General features: G+C 61.4%; 14 protein-coding genes and 1 riboswitch. Of the genes, 5 read left to right on the top strand and 9 right to left on the bottom strand.

Annotated features, from left to right (window positions below; genetic code table 11):
- Nucleotides 1–50: 50 nt before the first annotated feature.
- The 6 genes from K6117_RS08775 to K6117_RS08750 form a co-directional block, all read right to left on the bottom strand.
- Nucleotides 51–425: a copper-binding protein gene (locus K6117_RS08775; RefSeq protein ID WP_343211762.1), complete on the bottom strand. Its 375-nt coding sequence runs from the start codon at nucleotides 423–425 to the stop codon at nucleotides 51–53.
- Nucleotides 422–3,556, bottom strand: a complete 3,135-nt coding sequence (locus tag K6117_RS08770) for an efflux RND transporter permease subunit (RefSeq protein ID WP_221794052.1) — start codon at nucleotides 3,554–3,556, stop codon at nucleotides 422–424. Before K6117_RS08770 ends, K6117_RS08775 begins: the two co-directional genes overlap by 4 nt.
- Nucleotides 3,553–4,764: an efflux RND transporter periplasmic adaptor subunit gene (locus K6117_RS08765; RefSeq protein ID WP_246604972.1), complete on the bottom strand. Its 1,212-nt coding sequence runs from the start codon at nucleotides 4,762–4,764 to the stop codon at nucleotides 3,553–3,555. Before K6117_RS08765 ends, K6117_RS08770 begins: the two co-directional genes overlap by 4 nt.
- 20 nt (nucleotides 4,765–4,784) lie before the next feature.
- Entirely contained in the window at nucleotides 4,785–6,014 is a 1,230-nt protein-coding gene (locus K6117_RS08760; RefSeq protein ID WP_221794048.1) for a TolC family protein, read from the bottom strand.
- Nucleotides 6,015–6,153: 139 nt separating this feature from the next.
- Nucleotides 6,154–6,420, bottom strand: a complete 267-nt coding sequence (locus K6117_RS08755; protein ID WP_221794046.1) for a DUF2147 domain-containing protein — start codon at nucleotides 6,418–6,420, stop codon at nucleotides 6,154–6,156.
- Between the two features lie 71 nt (nucleotides 6,421–6,491).
- On the bottom strand, nucleotides 6,492–6,863 hold the full coding sequence (locus K6117_RS08750; RefSeq protein ID WP_221794044.1) for a hypothetical protein: 372 nt from the start codon (nucleotides 6,861–6,863) through the stop codon (nucleotides 6,492–6,494).
- Between the two features lie 835 nt (nucleotides 6,864–7,698).
- Nucleotides 7,699–7,935: riboswitch (cobalamin riboswitch) on the top strand.
- A gap of 164 nt (nucleotides 7,936–8,099) precedes the next feature.
- On the opposite strand from K6117_RS08750, the gene K6117_RS08745 reads away from it, so the two are divergent.
- On the top strand, nucleotides 8,100–10,250 hold the full coding sequence (locus tag K6117_RS08745; protein WP_221794041.1) for a TonB-dependent receptor: 2,151 nt from the start codon (nucleotides 8,100–8,102) through the stop codon (nucleotides 10,248–10,250).
- Nucleotides 10,237–11,682, top strand: coding sequence for a hypothetical protein (locus tag K6117_RS08740; protein ID WP_221794039.1), 1,446 nt, complete (start codon nucleotides 10,237–10,239; stop codon nucleotides 11,680–11,682). The genes K6117_RS08745 and K6117_RS08740 overlap by 14 nt, the downstream gene beginning before the upstream one ends.
- Nucleotides 11,683–11,997: 315 nt before the next feature.
- On the opposite strand, the gene K6117_RS08735 is transcribed toward K6117_RS08740, so the two are convergent.
- The 3 genes from K6117_RS08735 to cobU form a co-directional block, all read right to left on the bottom strand.
- Complete coding sequence (locus K6117_RS08735) at nucleotides 11,998–12,738, bottom strand: adenosylcobinamide-GDP ribazoletransferase (RefSeq protein ID WP_221794037.1); 741 nt, start codon at nucleotides 12,736–12,738, stop codon at nucleotides 11,998–12,000.
- A gap of 71 nt (nucleotides 12,739–12,809) precedes the next feature.
- Entirely contained in the window at nucleotides 12,810–13,829 is a 1,020-nt protein-coding gene (gene cobT, locus K6117_RS08730; RefSeq protein WP_221794035.1) for a nicotinate-nucleotide--dimethylbenzimidazole phosphoribosyltransferase, read from the bottom strand.
- Nucleotides 13,830–14,339, bottom strand: a complete 510-nt coding sequence (cobU, locus tag K6117_RS08725) for a bifunctional adenosylcobinamide kinase/adenosylcobinamide-phosphate guanylyltransferase (protein WP_221794033.1) — start codon at nucleotides 14,337–14,339, stop codon at nucleotides 13,830–13,832.
- A gap of 95 nt (nucleotides 14,340–14,434) precedes the next feature.
- Here cobU and K6117_RS08720 point away from each other — a divergent pair, with 95 nt between their 5' ends.
- From K6117_RS08720 to cobD, 3 genes are read left to right on the top strand one after another with little or no spacing between them, the layout of a single operon-like run.
- A complete protein-coding gene (locus K6117_RS08720) occupies nucleotides 14,435–15,019 on the top strand; it encodes a histidine phosphatase family protein (protein ID WP_221794031.1) in 585 nt (194 codons plus the stop codon).
- Complete coding sequence (cbiB, locus tag K6117_RS08715) at nucleotides 15,019–15,975, top strand: adenosylcobinamide-phosphate synthase CbiB (RefSeq protein ID WP_221794029.1); 957 nt, start codon at nucleotides 15,019–15,021, stop codon at nucleotides 15,973–15,975. The genes K6117_RS08720 and cbiB overlap by 1 nt, the downstream gene beginning before the upstream one ends.
- A complete protein-coding gene (cobD, locus tag K6117_RS08710) occupies nucleotides 15,975–16,934 on the top strand; it encodes a threonine-phosphate decarboxylase CobD (protein ID WP_246604989.1) in 960 nt (319 codons plus the stop codon). Before cbiB ends, cobD begins: the two co-directional genes overlap by 1 nt.
- Nucleotides 16,935–16,939 lie beyond the last annotated feature (5 nt).

Here is a 16,939-nt window from a genome sequence, read left to right as displayed (position 1 = left end):
CCTTCCGCTTTTTATCGGACAAGGGTAGACCCAAATCCAAACCCAATTGGCTAGAAGCCCGACTTCTCGATTTTCGTGACCGTCCCGACCTTTCCATCCCAGTCGATTTCGAAGTTCACTTTGTCACCGACCTTGATACCAGTGAGCAGTTCCGGCTTGATGGAAAAACTCATCTTCATGGCAGGCCACCGCAGTTCGGATATGTCGCCATGATCAAGCGTTACCATATTCTTGGTCGCATCGATATCGGTCACGGTACCGACGCCCTTGCCGTGCTGCATTTCTGACGGCATCGGCATGTCGGACATGCTCCCGGAATTAGCAGCGGAGCTGTCCACAGGTTCCGGCGTGTTGGCTGCCTTCTCACAGGCCGCCAGTGAGGCCATCAGCGCGACGCTAGACACAATAATCAGAGACTTTTTCACTGCACTTCTCCTTCAGGTTGAACGTGGGGTCGGGATTTCCGGCGCATCAGCAGATAAGCGGCGGGAATGATGAGCATCGACAGGAGCGGTGCAGTCAGCATGCCACCGACCATCGGCGCGGCGATCCGGCTCATGACTTCTGAACCCGTGCCGCCACCTATCAGGATCGGGAACAGGCCGGTAAGGATCACCATTACTGTCATCGCCTTGGGTCGCACGCGCAGCAGCGCGCCGTCGCGTATCGCTGCGGCAACATCGCCATCGTCACGTGCGTCCAGCGCCTGCTTCAGATAGATCAGCATCACGACGCCGAACTCGGCAGCGACGCCGGCAAGCGCGATGAACCCGACCGCACTCGCCACTGACTGATTGTAGCCCAGCAAGTAGAGCAGCCACAGTCCGCCGGTCAGCGCGAAAGGCAGCGTGCCCATGATCAGCAGCGCCTCGTCCCAGCGCCGAAATGTCAGGTAAAGCAACACGAAGATGATCGCGAGGGTCACCGGGATGACGAGCTTCATTCGCTCTTTGGCACGGACGAAAAATTCGTATTGACCGGTATAGGAGACGCTGACGCCCGGTGGGAGTTTAACCTTGCCGCCGATAGTCTGCTGGATGTCGCTGACCAGCGTCTGCATGTCACGGTTGCGTCCATCGACATAAATCCAGGTGACAGGCCTGCCGTTCTCGCTCCGGAGCATAGGCGGGCCATCACTTACCCGGATCGAGGCTACGGTGCCGAGTGTGATCTGCTGACCGGAGGGCGTCAGCACTGGAAGGGCTGCAAGCTTGTCCGGGCTATCGCGGATTTCGCGGGGATAGCGCAGACTGATCGGGTAGCGAGCGAGGCCCTCGACGGTCTGGCCGATAATCTCGCCGCCTATGGCGCCGGAGACCACCGCCTGCACGTCGGCGACGTTCAGACCGTAACGTCCGGCTGTTGTGCGGTTGATATCGACATCGATATAGCGTCCGCCGGTGAGCCGTTCGGCGAGCGCGGAGGCAACGCCAGGAACGGTCTTCACCACCTGCTCTATCTGCTTGGCGGTGCGGTCGATCTCGGCAAGGTTTGAGCCCGCCACCTTGATCCCGACCGGGCTCTTGATCCCGGTCGCGAGCATATCGATGCGGTTGCGGATCGGCGGAATCCAGAAATTGGCGAGGCCCGGCACCTTCACCCGGGCGTCGAGTTCCTCGATCAGCTTTGCCCCGGTCATGCCAGGTCGCCACTGATCCTGCGGTTTGAACCGGATGGTCGTCTCGAACATCTCGAGCGGGGCCGGATCGGTCGCGCTGTCGGCGCGGCCAGCCTTGCCGAACACGCTTTCGACCTCGGGCACGGTCTTGATCAGCCGATCAGTCTGCTGGAGCAAACGCCCAGCCTCGGCAGCCGAGAGGCCTGGCAGCGCCGAGGGCATGTAGAGAAGATCGCCCTCGTCCATCAGCGGCAGGAACTCGCCGCCAATCCGGGACATCGGCCAGACGGTCGTGGCGAAGATCAGGGCGGCGATCAGCAGCGTCTGCTTGGGCCGCTTCAAGGCCCAGTCGATCGCAGGACGGTAGATGCGCGCCAGCCAGCGGTTGATCGGATTGGCTTCCTCGTTCTGAATGCAGCCCCGGATCAGAAGCCCCATCAGCACCGGGATCAGCGTGATCGAAAGGAGTGCGGCCGCAGCCATCGCATAGGTTTTGGTATAGGCAAGCGGCGCGAACAATCGTCCTTCCTGACCCTGGAGCGTAAAGATCGGCAGGAAGGAGAAGGTGATGATCAGGAGACTCAGGAAGAGGGCTGGGCCGACTTCCGCAGCGGCCTCGGTGATGAGCCGCCAGTGTGTCGCCGTATCGGGTTCTGCGTCAGGATTGTCATCATGCCAGCGTTCGAGATGCTTGTGGGCATTCTCGATCATCACCACCGCCGCATCGACCATCGCGCCGATGGCGATGGCTATACCGCCCAATGAGAGGATATTAGCGTTGAGCCCTTGCAGGCGCATGATGATGAAGGCGATTAATATGCCCAGCGGGAGCGTCAGGATCGCCACCAGCGCCGAACGTGCGTGCCAGAGGAACAGCGCACAGACGAGCGCGACGATGATGAATTCCTCGATGAGCTTGCCGGTAAGGTTATCGACCGCGCGGTCGATCAGTCCCGAACGGTCGTAGACCGGAACGATCTCGACGCCGGGCGGCAGGCTCCTCCTGAGTTCTGCGAGCTTGGCCTTGACGTCGTCGATCACCGCGCGCGCGTTCTGGCTCTGACGCATGACGATGACACCACCGGCGACCTCGCCCTCGCCGTTCAATTCAGCGATCCCGCGTCGCATTTCGGGACCGACCTGGACCGTGGCGACATCGCCCAGCGTCACCGGGATGCCGCCCGCCGCAGTGCGGAGCGGTACGGCGCGGAAGTCGTCGAGCGTCCTGAGGTAACCACTGGCGCGCACGGTGTATTCCGCACCGGCCATCTCGACACTCGCTCCGCCCGTTTCCTGATTGGCGCGCTTCAAGGCTTCCGCAACCTGATCGGCAGTGATGCCGTAAGCGGCGAGCTTCTGCGGATCGACCACGACCTGATACTCCTTGACCATGCCGCCGATGCTGGCGACCTCGGCGACACCCGGGACGGTCTTCAGTTCGAAGCGCAGAAACCAATCCTGGATCGAGCGCAATTGGGCAAGATCGTGCCCGCCAGTCTTGTCGACCAGTGCATATTCGTAAATCCAGCCTACCCCGGTCGCATCTGGTCCAAGCGAGGCCTGTGCGCCGTCAGGCAGGCGATTCTGCACTTGGCTCAGATATTCGAGAACGCGGCTCCTCGCCCAATAGAGGTTGGTGCCGTCATCGAACAGCACATAGACGAAACTGTCGCCGACAAATGAATAGCCGCGGACCACCCGTGCGCCGGGGACCGAGAGCATGGTCGAGGCGATGGGATAGGTGACCTGGTTCTCGACGATCTGCAGCGCCTGACCCGGCCAGGTCGTGCGGATGATGACCTGCACGTCGGACAAGTCCGGAAGCGCATCGACCGGCGTGGTCCGCACTGCCACCAAGCCAATCACCGTCAGCAGTAACGCGACCGCAAGCACCAGATTGCGCGCCCTGATTGAGGTGCGGATGATGCTCGCGATCATTGTCCACTTTCCAGCGGGCGTGCCGCGATGCCGGTCAGGCTCGCTTCGGAATCGAGCAGGAACTGGCCTGAAGTGACGATTTTTTCTCCGGGTGCCAGTCCCGCAAGGATCTCCGTTTTGCCGCTGCCTTCGCGACCCGTTCGGACCTCCGCCGGGCGATAACGGCCATCAGCCAACGCGAGCATGACCAGAGTCCGCGCACCTGTGCGGATCACTGCCTCGCTCGGCACCAGCAGCGCCTGACCGCCGCCATCGTCCAGCATGATACTGCCGAACATGCCCGGCCGCAGCCGACCGTCGCGATTGGCAAGCTCGATGCGGACGGTCAGCGTGTGGCTGTCGGCCTGTGCGGTGGGCAGGATCGCGATCACGCGTCCACCAAAGCTCTCGCCCGGAAAGGCAGGCAGCGAAGCGCTCGCGTTCTGACCGACCTTTACTATGCCCGCCTGCGCCTCGGGCACGGCGGCATTGAGCCAGACCGTGCCAATGCCGGTCACTTGCGCCAGCGTTTGGCCCTGCGCCAATGTGACGCCTGCCCGGGCATCGAGCGTCTGGATTACACCGCCAATCGGTGCGGTGATTGTCACCGTCCCGTTGGTGCGCCCGCTGCGCTCGACCTGCGCGATCAGACCGTCCGACATGCCCAGCAGTCGCAATCGTTGCCGTGCGGCGGCGGTTAGGTCGGGCCTGCCGAGCCGTTTTACCGCGAGGAGCTCTCCCTGCGCGCCACCCCATTCGGGTATCTGGATGTCGGCAATAGGTGCACCGGCGCCGATCACATCACCCGGCGCGCGGCCATAGACGCGGGTGACGAACCCACCAGCGCGCGCCTGGATGATCGCCACATTGCGCTGGTTGAAGTCGATAGTTCCAGAGACGGCAAGCGATGAAGGTAGGCTGCCGATCTCCACCGTTGCAACTCGCAAACCGAGATTCTGCCGGGCAGCGGGATCTATGCTGAAGCCTGGTACAGCCCCTCCCGCAGGTGCTTCAGCCGCGTACCTGGGAACTGTCTCCATCCCCATCGACGAGCGCGAATTCGGGTTGTCGTAGTGTTCCTGCGGCACCATCGGATCGTACCAGTACAGGATTTTACGACCCGATTGCGTCGAGCCAGCTTCGCTTGCAGGCCTGCCTCGCATGCCCATCCAATAGCCCCCGCTGCCCGCAACCAATGCGATCGCCAGTACGGCGGCACCCCACCGCATCGCTCCTTTCGCGTCCAGGCTCATGGCCGCATCTCCCCATAGGTGAAATTGATCCGGATCGCGTCGCGCGCGACTTCTGCCTCGCGCGCCAGCGCATCAACCTCGGCTTCGGCCAGCGCCAAGCTTGAGAGCAGCGCACTGCCGAGGTCGAGTTTGCCCGCAGCGTAGCTCGCCATATCGAGCTCAACCCGGCGTTTGGCGAGAGGGACCAGGGTATTCCGCGCATTCATCAGCCGCTGGTGATGCATGGCATGGTCAGCAAGATCGCCATCGAGCGCGGCCACGAGTTCGCGTTCCCCGGCCACACGCAGCAGCCGTGCCCGCTCCGCTTCGCTTGCTCGCGCCGCGATTCTGGGAGTCTGGCGGCGTTTGGTGAACAGCGGCAGATCGATGCTGATACCGACAGACGCCATGTCGCCATAGGCGGGATCGCGGCGGCCATAAGAAGTGCTGACACGCCAATCGGGGCGCTTGTCGGCGCGGGCGAGTTCGGTCTCTGCATTCGCCGCACCTATGCCGGCATCCAGCGCTTGCAGGCTCGGAAGTGAAGCAAGCCCTGCCATGAGCCGGGCGCGGTCGATCTCCAGAATGGGCGGGTCGTCCAAGACGTCGGCTAGGGGATCGCCGGTGAACCGCGCCAGCTTCGCCTGCGCCTTGGCGACATCGGCTGTGAGTTCGCTGCGCCTGTCGTTGGCCGCAGCACGCAGCTGGTCGGGTTCGAGCGCTGCGCTGGGCCGCGCCGAACCTGAAGCCAGCCTGGCCGAGACCGTCGCCTCGAGATCACCGAGACTTTGATCAAGGACTTGCAATTGTGCGAGCTGCCGCTTGGCATAATAGAGATCAACCCAGGCAAGTGCGGTCTCAAGGCGGACATTTTGCGCCTCGACTTCAAGGCCAGCTTCGGCGATGCCGATGTCCGCCTGGGCACGTTCCCGCTGGGCGCGTCGCTTGGCGGGATTGGGAAATGCCTGCTCCACACCGATGCGGGTCATCGTCATGCTTTCGCGGGTGAAGCTGAAGGCTGGCGGACCTGAAACAGGGAAATTGTCGATGCCGATTGACAATGTCGGGTCGGGTAGCCGGCCCGCTGCGACCGCAACAGAACGTGCGGCATCGATACCAGATGCGCTCGCCTGGAGCGACGGCGCTCCGCGTGCGGCGCGCTGGAGCGCGACACCGAACGATAGCGGTTCGGCCAGTACTACGCCCGGGATCGTCGCGAGCAGCGGTGCCAGAATGATCATTCGCATGGGGATCTCCTGATCGGCAGGACCTGGACGGTAACGCAAATAAGTCTCTGGCAAACGTGTCGCCGGCAAAGCATTGGAACACCTCGCCGGCGACACGCGCCTGGCCAGCTTGCTTATCGTTATCGGCCAGGAAACCGCCTTAGCTGGCCGAAGGTGCTGCGCTCTTGGCGTGCATGTCCATCTTGCACCTGGCAGCGTCAGACTTCATCATGGAGCAGTCGCAATTGGCCATGCGGGTATCACCATCCTTGACCCGGACGCGGGTGCGCGCGGGAACGGTCGACTTGGGTCCGAAGGAAGGCTGGGTCCGCCATTCCCAACGGCCACCGGCATTGTCGTGAGCAGAGGCCATGGATACGCCTGAGAGTGCCGCTGCAATGGCAGCGAGCGTGAAAATCGTCTTCATGTCGAAAGTCCTTGGTTGAACTGTGTGGTGGCACACGGCGAATCCGAGGATTCACCATGTGCCGTTAGGATTCAGCCAAGGCGTGCGGGAGGTTCAGGTTCCGGACTTGTGTCACGCCCGACAAGCGGGACAACGGATGTCTGCGGAGGAGTAGCCGCGCGGAATTGTGGCCCGGCTTCAAAGGGGAGCGGCGGAATCAGCGCGAGGGGCACTGCGCAGCCCATCTTGGCGATACAATCCGGCGTCATTCCCTGGCACGGCGCTTCGGGCTGCCTTGTTTGTTTCGCGAGCCCCATCATCTCCGCACAATCCGCGCTCATCTGCGCGACCGTCGCAGTCTGCTCGGTCCTCTCGACCGGCATGACGTGCGCAAAGGCCGCTTCCTGGCCCAAGAGGCCAAGCATTGCTCCAAGGAGCATCAGCAGAGAGAGCAAGCGCTTCATGTGACTTCTTTCGGCTCGCGATTGACTAATGTCAATTCCCGCGCCGGCCATGGCCGGGTTTCAGCAACGGCCAGCAAAAATTGGGCAATCAGGTCTTGCATCCCTGCTACACCCTTCGACTAGTTCAGCAGGGTGCGCCGCATGGAGGTGTCATGTCTGGATGGCGCCCTGCGTCAAGAATGATATTTGGATTAGCGACAGTATCGAATGTGGTCATTTCTCCGGCCTTTTGGTGTGGGGAATATCGACTGGCCCTGATAGTTATCCGTTAATCTACTGACCCCTATCAATCTATCGCGCTTTGCAGCGCAGACAGGACCTCGGCCATATCAAGCATTGTCCGAAGCATTGCGCGTAAATCTTGCGGCAATGAGGCTCCACCTTCGCCTTCCAGAAGATCACCGAGCATGACCAAATGCGACGGTCCCTAAGGAGCAATACAACCATATTCGGCTAGGTAAAACTACGGATGGAATTAATCTGCTGCGTACGCTGGCGCACGAACAGGTCACGGATTCGGAACACCAGGGCCAAAGCCTGCTATTCCTCGCTCTACACTGCCACAAAGCGCATGTTAAGACGCTGCACCCGCTTCCGCGGCAGCAGTATCGTTCTTCTGTGGCTTCATGAACGCCTTCACTTTTGGGCAAAGGCGCGTTCGATCACATAGTGCATGCGTTGCGTTGCCCGCTACTCAGCGCCTGCAATATCGACTTTGCTCCGCTGTCCCGCACGCCTCTTTCCTTCAATCGGAAATGGCGCCTGTAGGAGTTGACTTGCTCTAATCATTAGAACGCCCTGGATTTGATGTTGCATTGCACTAGTTTGCTGCATATTTAGCACCCATCGCGTTGGTGTCCTTTACGGACTTAATCGGGAACGCAGTGCGGATGGACATTTTCTATCCAATGCTGCGGCTGTCCCTGCAACTGTAAGCAGTGAGCGCGGTACACGTTGTGGTTCTTGTCAAAGGACCGCAGCCACTGGGAGGTCTTGCTGACCTTCCGGGAAGGCTAGTGTGCCATCGTGTTGACCTGTGAGCCAGGAAACCGGCCTCTGCGTGTCGCTTGTGCATTGGTCCAGGGGGTGATCGGTGCGCGGATTTCCGTTTCAGGCGACAAACGGTGGCAGGGGCACTTTGTGCGTTTGTCTGGCCGGTTTGTCGTGTGCGACATCCTGCCAGACAGGTTTTGCGAATCCTCCAGACTGCCGTTCAACCTTTGAACGGAGCGCACAATGAAATACGCATTCTCAAAATATCTCATTTCGACCGCTGTCAGCGTTTATGTTTTTGCACCTTTGACTGCTTGGGCAAATGAATCTGATGGCGGTGAGAATCGTGATATCGTCGTCTTGGCCAACGCGGCCGACACCCTTACAGCACAGACATCGGCAGGCAGCCGTCTGGGGCTGACACCACTCGAAACGCCTGCAAGTGTAGAGATATTGTCCGGTGATGTAATCCGCGAGCGTGGCGACCTTTCGATCGTCGATGCGGTGACGCGCGCAACCGGAATCAGTTCGGTCGCCAATCCGGGCAATGGTGGTACCGGGCTGTCCGCGCGCGGGTTTAGTGGCCCTGGTTCGATCATGCAGCTCTATGATGGTGTCCGCCTTTATCCGGGTGCTGGTACGGTCACTTTCCCGACCGATCCCTGGACGGTCGATCGGATCGAGGTGCTGCGCGGCCCGGCCTCGGTGCTTTATGGTCAAGGTGCGATCGGCGGTGCCGTCAACGTCATATCGAAAAAGCCCAACACCGGACGCACAGAGTTGCAGGCTGAAGCTGGATATGGTTCGCAAAATAGCTGGCGCATCGGCGCCGGTGTAGGTGGCCCGGTCAATGACTTCATCGCCTATCGCTTTGACATCAGCCGTACGCAGTCGGACGGTTGGGTCGATCGCGGGGATTCGAAAGGCCTGGCGATTTCCGGATCGCTCCAATTTCGGCCGAGTGATACCCTTACCCTCACTCTGTCCGATGATTATAGCGACCAGTACCCGATGCTCTATTTCGGAACCCCGCTGATCAATGGTCAGCTCGATGATAACAACCGGCATCGCAACTACAATGTCACAGACGCGCTGATGCATTTCAACGATAACCGCACGACTGCTAGGATCGAGTGGACGCCGAGCGCCAATATCAGCGTCCGCAACACGACCTACCGCCTGACCACCGACCGTAAATGGCGCAATCTGGAAAGCTATTTCTGGAACGGCACCACGGGCTTGATCGACCGCTTCGATTTCTTCGGAATTGATCATGATCAGACCCAGATCGGCAATCAGGGCGATGTCACGTTTCGTAGCCAATGGGGTGGCGTGAAGAACACGCTTTTGGTCGGTTTCGATGTCAATGCTATCAAGTTCCGGCATTCCAACGACTTCGATTCAGACGCGGCACCGCCGGGCTTCTCCGAGCCAGTCAACCCGTTCAGCTTCGACCCAGGCCTCTATTACAACACATTCGGCGTGCGACCGCAGCATCGCAGCCGTACGCGCCAATATTCCTTCTTCGCCGAGGATCGCCTGACCCTCACTGAACAATTCTCTGTGACAGCAGGAATCAATTTTGATCACGCGAACGTCAAGCGCTACGTCAACAGCTACAATGCGGTAGGCGTGGCGACCGAAACACTGCGGCTCGACAAGACCTTGCACAACACCACCTGGCGGGTAGGTGCAGTCTATCAACCAATCCCGACCTTCTCGATCTACGGCCAATATGCAACCGCCGTTGATCCCCTAGGGTCGCTGATCACCTTCTCTATCGGCCAAGCGGCGTTCAAGAGCACCACGGGCGATCAGCTTGAAGTCGGGGCGAAATACAGCTTCCTTGACGGACGGGGTTCGGCGACGGTCGCGGCGTACAGAATCGTCAAGAAGAACTTGCTCGCGACCGTTCCCGGGAGCCTTCCACCGGTGCAGGATCAGGTCGGCCAGCGGTCAGCCAAGGGGCTGGAGGCCTCGTTAACGCTCGATCTGGCAGGAGGCTTCGGGATCGACGCCAACGGCACCATCCTTGCCGCCCGGTTCGACGAGTTTCAGAACGGCGCTATCTCGTTCAAGGGCAAGACCCCACCCAATGTGCCCGAGACGACGGCTAATCTCTGGTTACGCTACGCAGTGACCGATCGGCTCCAGACGCGTGCAGGTCTGCGCTATGTTGGCATGACCTATTCGGACAATGCCAACAACTTCAGGGTGCCAGCATACGCCGTCGTGGACGCAGGCGTGTCCTATGCAGTGACCGACAATATCGCGTTGAACGCCCGCATCTACAATCTCTTCGATAAGGACTACGCCACTACCACTTACAACGATGAGCAATGGCTGCTCGGACGCCCTCGTTCGGCGGACGTGTCGGCCAGTGTCCGCTTCTAAGGCTGCGCATACCGCCCGGCGGTGGCTCTATCTGGTCCACCGCTGGATCGGCATCATAACCTGCCTGCTGTTTGCGATGTGGTTCGCTTCAGGTCTGGTGATGGCTTATGTGCCATTTCCAGACCTGACGGAAACCGAGCGGTTGGTCGGACAGGAACCGATCGACTGGGCGCGCGTGGGCGTGGTTCCGGCAGGAACGGTCGATGCCCTGCCGCTCACCATCCCCAGGCTGACAATGATGGCGGGGAGGCCCGTGTGGCGGATGGGTGGGCACGGCCCGGACCTGTGCGCTGGAACTGCCAAGACGGTAGCACCTGTATCCGGCGATGAGGCAGCGTCTCTGGCGAAGCGGTTTGCACGCAGCACGGCAGCGGGGCAGTGGCGGCAGATCGAACGTGATCAATGGACGGTGGCGGGGCGGTATGATCAATATCGTCCGCTATGGCAGGTCGATCTTGATGATGCCGACGGCACACGACTCTATGTAGCAACTGCAACGGGTGAGGTGGTGCTGGATACAACCCGCCGTGAACGAGGATGGAACTGGGTCGGTGCCATCCCGCACTGGTTATATCTCACTATTCTACGCAAGGATCGGCCGCTCTGGCGACAAGTGATCCTGTGGACGAGTGGGATTGCTATCGTCGGCGCCGTCACAGGTATGTGGATTGGTATCTTGCGTGTCCGTCTGCTTCGTCGTTATGCGCGGGGCCGACTCACACCCTATTGCGGCTGGGCTAAATGGCATCACTTAGCAGGGCTGCTGGGCGGTATCACGCTTATCACCTGGATTGTCAGCGGATGGCTTTCGGTTGATCCTAACCGCTGGTTTGCCAGCCCTGGATTACCCGATGCAGCCTATAGTGCCTTTGCTGGCGGTGTGGCGCCCAGAAGAGCCTTTGATCTGGCTCGGCTAGCCGAGGTTCCATCGGCGCGCGGGATAACAGAATTGCGGTTGCGCCGCGCCGATGGCCGCACGATACTGGATCTACGTGGCCCACACGGGCGTCGGGTGCTGCTCGACGCCGCGCAACTCGCCCCCGTTCATTTGGATGAGTCGCGTTTGATCCGTGCCGCGGGACGGATGTTGCCTGCCTATAGCATCGTTGGGGCCGATCGCATCAGTGCCGAGGATGAATATTATTATTCGCATGACAATAGCCTGAGGCTGCCCGTACTGCGCCTCGCCTTCGATGATCCTTCTCGCACACAGGTCTATATCGATCCCGCGACAGGTGAAATTGCCTTGGAAACGGACCGTATCCGGCGCGCTTATCGCTGGTGGTTCGATGCATTGCACTGTCTCGATTTCAAAGGGCTGGGATCAGTGCGCCCGGCTTGGGACATTGTGCTCTGGCTGCTGGCCGGACTGGGACTGATCCTGTCGGCAAGTGGCGTGATGATCGGCTGGAGACGATTGTTTCGCAACTGATGATGGGCAGGAAAATCATTTACCCGCGCATTTGCACATCAACAATCACCAAGCACTAAAGCCAGATGGATGGAAGTGTCTTGTCTGGACGGCGCTGTACGATCAAGGATGATATTTGGCATGATGACGGTATCGGGTAGGGCCATGCCCCAGGCCTTTTTGGTGTGGGGATTATCTCTGGCCCTGATGGCTATCCGCTGATCTGCTGATATCCCTATCAGACCATCTGCTATGTTGCGCAGACAACTCCAAAGGCTTGTCAGATTATGTCCGGTTGTATTGCCAGTTTGGTTTGACAGTGCGGTCGAGATCGTTCTAGCCGAGGGTGAAACGTCCTGCGATGACCACCCAGATCCCCATGAAAGCCCATGCGGCAAGGTCGCCCAATTGCTGCATGGCACCCAGCACATCGCCCGTCTGCCCACCGATTTTCCGCATGGAAAGCCGCCCGAACAGCAGGTTTACTGCGGCCAGCAGCAGGCCTAGCACGAGCGCGCATACTGGTCCGATCATCCAGCCAACGGCAATGAGGGCGATGATAATGGCAAGCGCGGGGCGCAGCGCACCGTTGGTGGCAGCGGCTCGGCCAAGCCCGTCCGGGCGCGCCGTCGGCATCAGCAGGAGCGCGGGCGCAAGGCCGGCGCGGCTTGCAACGGCAATTGCGATCATCGCCCATATCGCGGTGCGCGTATTGGCTTGAGCGATTTCCACCTGCGCCGTCCAGCGCAAACCCATGCTCAGAATCAGGGCCAGCGTACCATAGCTGCCAATACGACTGTCCCGCATGATATCGAGCTTGTGCGCCTTGTCGCGTCCGCCGCCGAAGCCATCGGCAACATCGGCCAGTCCATCTTCATGCAGCCCGCCCGTCGCCAGCACGCCCATCGCCAACGCGAGTCCGACCGCAATGGGTATGGCCAGACCGATCGCATTGGCAATCGCGAATGTGATCGCGCCGATCAGGCCCACGACCAGACCAACAAGCGGAAATGCCCATGTCCCATCTGCAAGCGCAGGGGCCTGCCCAGTCAATCGTCCCGCGGGTAATCGGGTCAACAACATTAATGCAATCTGTGCCTCGCTCCACCGCGCACGCAGCCAGATAATAAGGACGTGGCGCGGATCGTTCACGCAGTCGCGACCCCGGCTTCGTTAAAGGTCGCCATGCCGTTATGGCATTCCAGCGCCGCCCTGACGATGCCGAGAGCAAGCGCCGCCCCGGAGCCTTCGCCCAGCCGCATATTGAATTCCAAGACCGCGCGCTTGCCCAATGCCTCAATCAACCGGCGATGGCCGGGTTCGGCGCTGGCATGGCCGATCAGGCAATGGTCGAGAAATTGCGGATCGATGCCATGCAGCGTCGCCGCCGCCGCCGTGCAGATAAAGCCATCGAGAATGACCGGTATTCGGGCCATCCGCGCAGCCAGCACCGCCCCGCAGATCGCGGCCAGTTCCCGCCCGCCGAGCGCGGCCATGACCGCAGCCCCGCGACAATCATGATGCAGCGCCACGGCTTTTGCGACGACCTGCGCCTTATGGGCAATGCCCGCCGCATCGGAGCCGGTGCCTGGGCCAACCCATAGATTGGCGGGCCCGCCGAACAAGGCCAAGGCAAGCGCCGCTGCGACGGTCGAATTGCCGATGCCCATTTCACCCAGAATAAGGATGTCGGCGGTGACATCCACCGCCGCCGCACCGCGATTGATGGCCGCAAGGCATTCGGCATCGGACATGGCGGGGCCTTGGGTGAAATCAGCGGTAGGCCGGTCGAGATCCAGCGCCACGACCGCAAGTTCTGCACCGCTGGCGCGGCATAATTGGTTGATCGCCGCACCGCCCGTTTCGAAATTCGCGACCATCTGGGCCGTCACTTCCATGGGATAGGGGCTGACGCCTTGGGCGCACACACCATGATTACCCGCGAATATCAACGCCTGCGCGCGTTGGATAACCGGGCGGGGCGTCGCCCGCCACCCGGCCATGAAGATCGCCACCTCTTCCAGCCGACCCAGCGAACCGGGTGGTTTGGTCAGGCTGGCCTGACGCGCCTTTGCGGCGTCGGTCGCGGTGATATCGGCGCAGGGCAAACGGTCAATCAGCGCACTGATGGCATCGAGATCGCGAAGGGGAAAGGTGGTTTCAGTCATTCATTTCACTTTCAGGGGCAAGCCCGCAACGGCTAGGATAACTTCATCTGCTGCCGCCGCGACCCATTGGTTCAACAGGCCCGCCGCATCGCGGAATGATCGGGCCAGCGCATTTTCGGGGACGATGCCTGCGCCCACCTCGCTGGTCACGATCACGACCGGATCGACCTGTCGGCCTAACGCATCGGCCAGATCGCACCCGGCGGCGTGCCAGTCATGTGCGTTCAGCATCAGGTTAGTCAGCCACAAGGTCAGGCAATCGACCAGCCGGGGCAGGCCCTGTCCATCCGTTGCGGCAAGTGCGGCGACCAGATCGATCGGCGCATGGCGATCCATCCATGCCGCACCCCGCCGCGCTCGATGATCGGCGATGCGCTGCGCCATTTCCGCGTCATGCGCCTCGGCCGTCGCGATATATGTCGCCCGTCCGCAAAAGCCGAGCGCGCGCCCTTCGGCGATGGCGCTTTTGCCCGAACGGGCACCGCCCGTCACCAGAATAATGCGGCTCATTGACGGCTTGATTCGATGTGGCTCTTGCTCATTCGGGGTAAAGAAACCAAAAGCGCCCTCGCTGCAAGAGAAGAAAGACGCCATTGGTGCAGGTGATGACGACCGAATTACTGATGATCCGGCACGCGCATGCGCTCCATGACGGGCGGCTGGCGGGGCGTCGCGATGTGTCGGCGGACTGTGCCGACAAGGCGGGCTTTGCCGCCATCTGTGCCCGGTTGGGCCGGGTCGATCATTGTATCGCCAGCCCTGCAATCCGCTGCAGACAGACGGCGGCGGCGCTGTGGCCGGAAATGGCGCCACCGGAAATGGATGAACGATTGTGGGAACAGGATTTCGGCCAATGGGAAGGGCTGTACCATGATGAAATTCCCGACCTTGGCCCGCTTTCCGCTGCGCAATTGGTCGAAATGCGTCCGCCGCAAGGGGAGAGCTTTGCCGATCTGTGCGCCCGTGCGCGGCCTGCGCTGGAAAGCCTGATCGCGCGCAAGGGGCGCATCGCGGTCATTGCCCATGCGGGCACGGTGCGGGCTGCCCTTGCATTGGCGTTGGGCGCGGCGGACAAGGTGATGGGGTTCGAAATCGCGCCCTTGTCGTTGACAAAGCTGACGCATGTCGCGGACAGCGGTTGGTCCATCGGCGGGGTGAACTGGACCGCCTCATCCGCGGGGGGCGCGTGATGACGGCGCATCTGGCGGCGATGCTTCTTGCAATGGCGCTGGATGCGCTGCTGGGCTGGCCGCGCCGCCTTCACGCCTTGATCGGTCATCCGGTCGGCTGGCTTGGCGCGCTCATCGCGCTGGGCGACCGCAGCCTGAACCGGGAAGGCGCCTCATTTGCGGTCAGGCGCATTGCGGGCCTGCTGCTGGCGCTTGCTATTATTGCGTTGGCGGCGGGCGTTGGCCTTGCGCTGTCACAGGCTTTGACAGGGGGCTGGTTCAAGGTAGTAATGACCGGGATATTGGTTTGGCCGTTGCTGGCGGTACGGTCGATGCATGCACATGTGGCCAATGTGGCCAAACCGCTTGGCCGGGGCGATATGGCAGAGGCGCGTTATGCCGTTGCGATGATCGTCGGACGCGATCCCAGTCAACTCGATGCGGCGGGCATTGCCCGCGCTGCCGCCGAAAGCCTCGCCGAAAACACGTCGGACGGCATCATCGCGCCATTGTTCTGGGGGATCATATTCGGCCTACCCGGCATTGCCGCGTACAAGGCGATCAACACGATGGATTCGATGATCGGCTATCGCACCGCCCGCTATGGCGCTTTTGGCTGGGCGGCAGCGCGGATTGACGATCTGGCGAATATCGTCCCGGCGCGGTTGACGGGGCTGTTGTTCGCGCTGGTATCCACCCGTCCTGCCCGCGCCCTGTCGGTGATGTGGCGCGATGCGGGGCAGCATCGTTCGCCCAATGCGGGCTGGCCGGAATCGGCCTTTGCCGGGGCGCTGGACATTCGCCTGTCGGGGCCGCGAATCTATGCGGACAAGGTATCGGATGAACCATGGCTCAATGGCGAGGCAAGGGATCCCGGCGCGGTGGACATTGATCTTGGCCTGATCCTCTATCGTCGTGCGATGATGCTGGCGGCGAGCGTCATGGCGCTGCTGGCGATTTCGGGAGCGGTATCGTGATGCGCGATCATGGCGGCAATATTGATTTCGCCCGCGCCACTTATGGTGGCGATGACTGGATCGACCTGTCGACCGGTATCAATCGGTACCCCTATCCCATCCCCTTGTTGCCGCCAGAGGCATGGACCGCATTGCCGACCCGCGCCGCGATGGCCGGGCTGATTCAGGCGGCGGGCGCGGCCTATGACTGCACAGCGCCGATGCTGGCGCTGGCCGGCGCGCAGGCGGCGATCCAGTCGATCCCGCGCCTGACCAAGCCGGGACGCGCCCGGATTCTGGCGCCGACCTATAATGAACATGCGGCGGCGCTGCGTGCGGCGGGCTGGCAAGTCGAAGAGGTGCGCGAACCGGCGGCGCTGGCGGGTGCGGATCTGGCCGTTGTCGTCAATCCGAACAACCCGGATGGCCGGGTGATCGCGCCGTCCGATCTGCTGGCGCTCATCGGGCAGGTCGGCATGTTGCTGGTGGACGAAAGTTTCGCCGACCCCCGGCCCGACCTCTCCCTTGCTCCTTTTGCAGCAAGGGACGGGCTGTTGGTGCTGCGGTCATTCGGCAAATTTTATGGTCTGGCGGGGGTGCGCCTCGGCTTTGTCCTCGGCGCGCAAGACGCCATTGCAGCCTTGTCCGACATGGCGGGTCCATGGCCGGTATCGGGCGCTGCCATCGAAATCGGAACAAGGGCGCTGGCCGATCACGACTGGGCGGCGGCGACCATATTGCGGCTGCGCGAGGAAGCAACGCGGATCGATACGCTGGCGGCAAATGCGGGCTGGCGGCTTGTGGGCGGGACGGAATTATTCCGCCTCTATCATGCGCCCGATGCGCATCAGGCGCAGGCACAATTGGCCCGGCATCGCATCTGGTCGCGCATCTTCCCTTATTCCGACCATTGGGTCCGCCTTGGCCTGCCGGGGACGCCATCGGAATGGGAGCGGCTCATTATGGCCTTGGGAGGCTGACCACC

The organism is Alteraquisediminimonas sediminicola (assembly GCF_019740335.1).
Classification (GTDB): domain Bacteria; phylum Pseudomonadota; class Alphaproteobacteria; order Sphingomonadales; family Sphingomonadaceae; genus Alteraquisediminimonas; species Alteraquisediminimonas sediminicola.
Note: the sequence above shows the minus strand (reverse complement) of the source record. Positions and strands in the feature narration are given on the sequence as shown.